5 protein-coding genes are annotated in these 4,867 nt (G+C 37.0%); 4 read left to right on the plus strand and 1 reads right to left on the minus strand.

Annotated elements, in window-relative coordinates; all coding sequences use genetic code 11:
• The first annotated feature begins 756 nt into the window (after nt 1-756).
• The 4 genes from ltrA to PSF86_RS17675 all read left to right on the plus strand — a co-directional run bounded on the left by ltrA (nt 757) and on the right by PSF86_RS17675 (nt 4,431).
• Nucleotides 757-2,007 carry a group II intron reverse transcriptase/maturase gene (gene ltrA / locus PSF86_RS17660; protein WP_277901416.1) on the plus strand — a complete coding sequence of 417 codons (1,251 nt, stop codon included), beginning with the start codon at nt 757-759 and terminating at the stop codon, nt 2,005-2,007.
• A 147-nt stretch (nt 2,008-2,154) separates the two neighbouring features.
• Nucleotides 2,155-3,333, plus strand: coding sequence for an alpha/beta hydrolase-fold protein (locus PSF86_RS17665; protein ID WP_277901417.1), 1,179 nt, complete (start codon nt 2,155-2,157; stop codon nt 3,331-3,333).
• Between the two features lie 51 nt (nt 3,334-3,384).
• Nucleotides 3,385-3,936, plus strand: coding sequence for a DUF6985 domain-containing protein (locus tag PSF86_RS17670; protein ID WP_277901418.1), 552 nt, complete (start codon nt 3,385-3,387; stop codon nt 3,934-3,936).
• A gap of 90 nt (nt 3,937-4,026) precedes the next feature.
• The gene (locus tag PSF86_RS17675) at nt 4,027-4,431 is read left to right on the plus strand and encodes a hypothetical protein (RefSeq protein WP_277901419.1); all 405 of its coding nucleotides are present in this window, start codon (nt 4,027-4,029) and stop codon (nt 4,429-4,431) included.
• A 98-nt stretch (nt 4,432-4,529) separates the two neighbouring features.
• Here the strand turns inward: PSF86_RS17675 and PSF86_RS17680 are convergent.
• Nucleotides 4,530-4,867 (minus strand): transposase (locus PSF86_RS17680; RefSeq protein WP_277901420.1); only part of this gene is annotated, 338 nt, incomplete at its 5' end.

A 4,867-nucleotide genomic window follows, 5' to 3' on the forward strand; every position in this document is an offset into this window, starting at 1 on the left:
AACTGGTTGAATAACTTCTCCTGATATTGTTTTTTGCCTTGCATAACTACAAGGTAAGCATCTAATGAGAGGAAAATATCAACCCTATGTCAATTTTTTGCTAACTTGTGCAACAGGCACAACGTATATAAAAAATAGCGGTTTAATCGCTTAATCGAAACAAAATGAATAAATTAAAGGTCATTTATAATCTGAAAAGTTAGTGCATAAAATCCGCTACTTTTCATATGTGTGCCGAGAGTAACGAACGGCTGAAAATCGTTACGCAACTGTTTATAAGATGGTGGAACCGACCCACCGGTGCTGTCCTACAGGGGAGAGCATCAAACCCCCATAAGGTGCTTTGGTAAAGAGCTAAGGTATTGAGCGTTATGGAAAAGGCTACACCACGAGTGTGGTCAGGTAAGAATAAAGGAGATGAATGCAAATGAACCTCTGAAGAAGTGCCGAGAAAGTGCAACCTTCTGTCAAAAGTGTTTGAAGTATGACAAACATGATAAGTTTAGCGGGAACCTGTTTACTGGCTAAGCGGCAGGCGTCATTTAGGAGGCATGACCTTTATTCGGGCTTATTTACGGAACTCGGGAACCTGGTTCAAGATGCAAAGTGAAAAGCACAATAGCGCAAACTAGAGGCCAAATAGCGATGCTTGGATCAGGGGCGGACCAGTCTATAGTAGTGAAGAAGGTTTTTTAATGAAACTGGAGCGAAGGGACTGGCTTATACATTTTATCAATTTTTACAACTCGCAAGAGGATGATTCAATTTGAGAAGACAAAATCAGTACCAATAACCAAAGAAATGGTATGGGAAGCCTACTTACAGGTAAAGCGAAAAGGAAAAAGTGCAGGTATAGATAATCTAAGTATGTCAGATTATGATAAACAAAGACATCGACACTTGTACAAGGTCTGGAACCGTTTAGCCTCGGGCAGTTATTACCCACCACCAGTCCTACAAGTTGAAATTCCTAAGAAAAACGGCTCCATTCGCCAATTAGGAATTCCAACCATTAGTGATAGAGTAGCCCAAACGGTGATAAGAAATCAAATAGAAGAAAGACTGGAAACCATCTTTCATCCGCAATCCTACGGTTATCGACCAAAACGTAGCGCTCATCAAGCACTAGAACAGGTACGCAAAAACTGCTGGAAGCATGATTGGGTGATTGATTTGGATATCAAGAATTTCTTTGATGATATTGATCATGACAAGTTACTTAAAGCGTTAAAGAAACATGTTGAGGAAAAATGGGTGCTTAAATACATCGATAGATGGCTTAAAGCTCCACTTCAAACTCAAAAAGGTGAAATTATAATAAGAACAAAAGGCACACCTCAAGGCGGTGTAATAAGTCCGTTATTAGCCAATCTGTTTCTGCATTACACCTTGGATGTTTGGTTAGGGAGAGTGAACCCAGCCATTGAATTTGTACGCTATGCAGATGATATTATCATTCATTGCCAGACGAAAAATCAGGCAGAGCATACCCTACAGAGCATAAAAGAAAGATTGGAATCTTGTGGATTGACATTGCATCCAGGTAAAACGAAAATCGTGTATTGCAAGGATTTTAGAAGGCAACAAAAGTATGGAAAAGTGCAATTTGACTTTTTGGGATATACTTTTCAACCACGCAGCTCAAAATCAAAGAAAACTGGGAGACTGTTTTTAGGATTTGACTGTGCTATTAGCATCCAATCACGGTCACGGATATTTGAACAGATCAGGAAAATGGAAATCCCAAGAATGCGATGTGAAAGTATTGTAGGTATTGCACATCATCTAAACCCTAAACTTAGGGGGTGGATACGTTACTTTGGTAAATACCGAGGTTATAGTTTGTCAAAGGTGTTTTATGTGCTTCGCATAAAACTCGTAAGATGGGCAAGATATCGCTATAAACGGTATAGAAATAATCTAACAAATGCTTATAAGTGGCTAGATAGAGTTAGAAAACAATTTCCTAGTCTGTTTTATCACTGGCATGTTGGATATTCCAATTAAGTGTATAGATTTGTATAAGAAGAGCCGTATGATGGGAGACTATCACGTACGGTTCTGTGAGAGGCTCGGGGTGAAATCCCCCTTGTCTACTCGACACAAGACCGTTAGCGGTAATTAAAACAACGATTCCGATGAAAATTTAAAATTATGACTTTAACTAAAAAGATTTGTTGTCTCATTCCTCTTTTTATTCTATCGTTCCAATTTGTTCAAGCGCAATTAGAAACTATTCCTGTGAATAATGATAAAGCATTTCTCATAAATTCCAAAGTACTGAATGAGCCACGCAGTATTTGGATACATTTGCCGTTTGACTACAATTCAACAAATGATTCTTATCCTGTTATCTATTTGCTAGATGGAGAAGGTCATTTTAAATATGTTTCAGAACTTGTAGATTACCTTTCCAGCTATGATAGAAATAGGATTCCAGAAATGATTGTAGTTGCAATTCTCAATGTGGATCGTACAAGGGATTTTACACCTATACACTCTTTACTGTTCAATGGGAAAGTTGATAGCTTAAGAATGGCAAATACCGGTGGTGGAACTAAGTTCCTCCAGTTCATTCAAAATGAGCTTGTTCCCCATGTGGATAAGAATTTCAGAACCGCACCATATAGAATTTTAGCGGCACATTCTTTGGCCGGACTTTTTGGCTTATATACAAAAGAGATGAACCCAGATTTGTTCAAATCCACAATCCTAATGAGTCCAGCGATTTATGGAGGAAATACCGAAATACTGGACAACTTTAAACCGTTCTTAAAAAATCATCAAAATCTATCAGGTAAATTTTTCATCTCAATTGGAAATGAAAACACGCAAACTGTTGATTCTATTGTTTATCAACTAAAAATGTTTGCACCAAAAACTATTGATTGGGATTTTAAAAAATACGAAGATGAGAACCATTTTTCGGTTACATATAAAAGTATGTTTGATGCCCTTAAATTTATCTATAAAGATTGGTTCATTGATAACTATAGTGCAGCGAAATTAACATCCAAAGAAATCCAACTACATTTTGACAAACTATCTGATGAGTTTGGTTATACAATTAAAGGAGGTGAAGATTTTCTGAATAGTCAGGGTTATAAGCAGCTTCGCTCAAATAATATTGATGCTGCGATTGAAATATTTAAACAAAATATCAAAAATCACCCTGAATCGTGGAATGCTTATGACAGTATGGGCGAAGCATATATGATAAAAGGAGAAAGACATTTGGCGATAGAGAATTATGAAAAGTCAATTTCTTTAAACCCAAATAATGATGATGGAAAAAAAGTGTTAGAAAAACTGAAATCCGAAAATAATCGCTAATTCAAACGCTACGAGCCATATAAAAGACCGTTGTAAGCCATAGATAAAAAAATGAAAATAGTTCGTTCGAAAATATTAGGAGAGGTAACACAAGACGCTAGATTTAACGATTGGTGGAACAGCAAACCAATTAGAATCCCATTGATTGGTGCAGAGCTTAATGTGGTATTCATGGATTTTGAACCTGAACAAGATGAATTCTTTATTGAAGAGGCGGACTCTGCACTAAATAACTTTCTCAAATTAGGAGATGAATATAAGAATCAGATTAGTGGACTGATTTATGACCACTTTCGAGACTTCTGCTCAATGGTAGGTGAAGAGGATATCCCTGATGAAATGAAAGGGATTGATAAATCAGAAATTTGGAAATTCATTTCTCCAAGCCAAATCCTCATAACAAGACGACCTTACAATGAGCCTGATATATTCATTAATATGACTTGTGAATGTAAATGGGAGAAAGAACATGGTTTGCAATTAGTATTTAAGAAAGGAAAAGTATTGACGAGAGTTAGCGACCAAGATGGTCACTTGACTAAGGCTGATGCTTATAATATTCCAGATAGTGAAGACGAACTATTGGCAAAATTTGAAGAATAAAAAACGGCTTACAACAATGGCTAAAAAATCATAATTGCCCTTCGGGACAGCAACGCTTTTTAGCCTTGAACGTTGTACGCAAGCTGAAAAATGAGCAACACAATAGACGAAATAGTAAATCGATTGAAAAAATATCCTGAAGCAGAATATGAGTTAAATGCGGAATCGATAACTGTGAATCCAAAAAATGATAACGGATTTCCAGTATCGCTGACTGACAATGGAAACGGAAATTTCACTGTTGCGTTTGACTTTTGGCACGAGGAATTTGACAATGAGAACGATGCTCTGAATTGTTTTGCATTTGGACTTTCCAAGGATTGCCGACTAAAATTGACAAAAAAGGGAAATCGATCTATAAAGTGGGCTGTGGAATCTAATGAAAACGGAAAATGGATTGAGGGCAGTACAACAGGACTAATTAACTTGAATTTTTGGAAAAAAACGGAATTTGATTTTTTACAAAACGACTTGATAAGTAGCATATCGGAATGAAAAAAGCCAGCGTACAACAAGGGTAGACGTTGCACAACCTATTAATTACATACATACAAGATCTAAATAAGCCCTTTTAGGGGCTTTTATTTTACGCTTTAGTTTCGTAACAAGCTAAAATTTAGAAGCTTATAAAGAAGTGAAATTCGTCGTAGGAGCACTTTTAGCACAAAACAAACACCTTGCAGGCTTGCCGCTCCACTTTTTGTATGTTTTTCAATGAATTTCAGGTACTTCTTCAAGTTGTAGGCTATGGCTGAGAGCTGCATACATTTATTGGCCTGTTTAATGCCTATTGTATTTACTTTTCTAAGTCCCATAAACTGGGTTAAGGTGCCAAACACCGGTTCTACGGTACTTTGCCGCTTGGATTTCATGTAACGACCCTGCGGACTGTTGACCCGGGCTATATTACGTTCATATTGAGCTCGGTAAT

This window comes from Galbibacter pacificus, from assembly GCF_029603165.1.
Lineage (GTDB): Bacteria > Bacteroidota > Bacteroidia > Flavobacteriales > Flavobacteriaceae > Galbibacter > Galbibacter pacificus.

What these genes read in the sequence shown, in the direction of transcription:
- ltrA (WP_277901416.1), top strand. Translation starts at nt 757, where the DNA reads ATGATTCAATTTGAGAAGACAAAATCAGTACCAATAACCAAAGAAATG.
- PSF86_RS17665 (WP_277901417.1), top strand. Translation starts at nt 2,155, where the DNA reads ATGACTTTAACTAAAAAGATTTGTTGTCTCATTCCTCTTTTTATTCTA.
- PSF86_RS17670 (WP_277901418.1), top strand. Translation starts at nt 3,385, where the DNA reads ATGAAAATAGTTCGTTCGAAAATATTAGGAGAGGTAACACAAGACGCT.
- PSF86_RS17675 (WP_277901419.1), top strand. Translation starts at nt 4,027, where the DNA reads ATGAGCAACACAATAGACGAAATAGTAAATCGATTGAAAAAATATCCT.